General features: G+C 56.0%; 1 rRNA gene. It reads right to left on the bottom strand.

The window, feature by feature from the left end:
• Positions 1-40: 40 nt before the first annotated feature.
• Positions 41-1,431 (bottom strand): 23S ribosomal RNA (locus tag PH203_RS49535); the annotation flags it as partial.

Raw genomic sequence — 1,431 nt, 5'->3', positions numbered from 1 at the left:
GTTCGTGGTTTCAGAACCAACACAGTGGACGCGAGCAACTGAGGACAAGCCCTCGGCCTATTAGTACCGGTCACCTCCACCCATTACTGGGCTTCCAGATCCGGCCTATCAACCCAGTCGTCTACTGGGAGCCTTACCCCATCAAGTGGGTGGGAATACTCATCTCGAAGCAGGCTTCCCGCTTAGATGCTTTCAGCGGTTATCCCTCCCGAACGTAGCCAACCAGCCATGCCCTTGGCAGAACAACTGGCACACCAGAGGTTCGTCCGTCCCGGTCCTCTCGTACTAGGGACAGCCCTTCTCAATATTCCTACGCGCGCAGCGGATAGGGACCGAACTGTCTCACGACGTTCTAAACCCAGCTCGCGTACCGCTTTAATGGGCGAACAGCCCAACCCTTGGGACCGACTCCAGCCCCAGGATGCGACGAGCCGACATCGAGGTGCCAAACCATCCCGTCGATATGGACTCTTGGGGAAGATCAGCCTGTTATCCCCGGGGTACCTTTTATCCGTTGAGCGACGGCGCTTCCACAAGCCACCGCCGGATCACTAGTCCCGACTTTCGTCCCTGCTCGACCCGTCGGTCTCACAGTCAAGCTCCCTTGTGCACTTACACTCAACACCTGATTGCCAACCAGGCTGAGGGAACCTTTGGGCGCCTCCGTTACTCTTTAGGAGGCAACCGCCCCAGTTAAACTACCCATCAGACACTGTCCCTGATCCGGATCACGGACCCAGGTTAGACATCCAGCACGACCAGACTGGTATTTCAACGACGACTCCACAACCACTGGCGTGGCCGCTTCAAAGTCTCCCAGCTATCCTACACAAGCCGAACCGAACACCAATATCAAACTGTAGTAAAGGTCCCGGGGTCTTTCCGTCCTGCTGCGCGAAACGAGCATCTTTACTCGTAGTGCAATTTCACCGGGCCTATGGTTGAGACAGTCGAGAAGTCGTTACGCCATTCGTGCAGGTCGGAACTTACCCGACAAGGAATTTCGCTACCTTAGGATGGTTATAGTTACCACCGCCGTTTACTGGCGCTTAAGTTCTCAGCTTCGCCAAGACGAATCCTGACTAACCGGTCCCCTTAACGTTCCAGCACCGGGCAGGCGTCAGTCCGTATACATCGCCTTACGGCTTCGCACGGACCTGTGTTTTTAGTAAACAGTCGCTTCTCGCTGGTCTCTGCGGCCACCCCCAGCTCGAGGAGCACGTCCTCTCACCAGGAATGGCCCCCCTTCTCCCGAAGTTACGGGGGCATTTTGCCGAGTTCCTTAACCATAGTTCACCCGAACGCCTCGGTATTCTCTACCTGACCACCTGAGTCGGTTTAGGGTACGGGCCGCCATGAAACTCGCTAGAGGCTTTTCTCGACAGCATAGGATCATCCACTTCACCACAATCGGCTCGGCATCAGGTCTCA

The sequence above is a fragment of the Streptomyces sp. S.PB5 genome (assembly GCF_030403745.1).
Classification (GTDB): Bacteria; Actinomycetota; Actinomycetes; order Streptomycetales; family Streptomycetaceae; genus Streptomyces.
The sequence above is the reverse complement of the archived record's forward strand: the minus strand, read 5'-3'. Positions and strand labels throughout refer to the sequence as shown.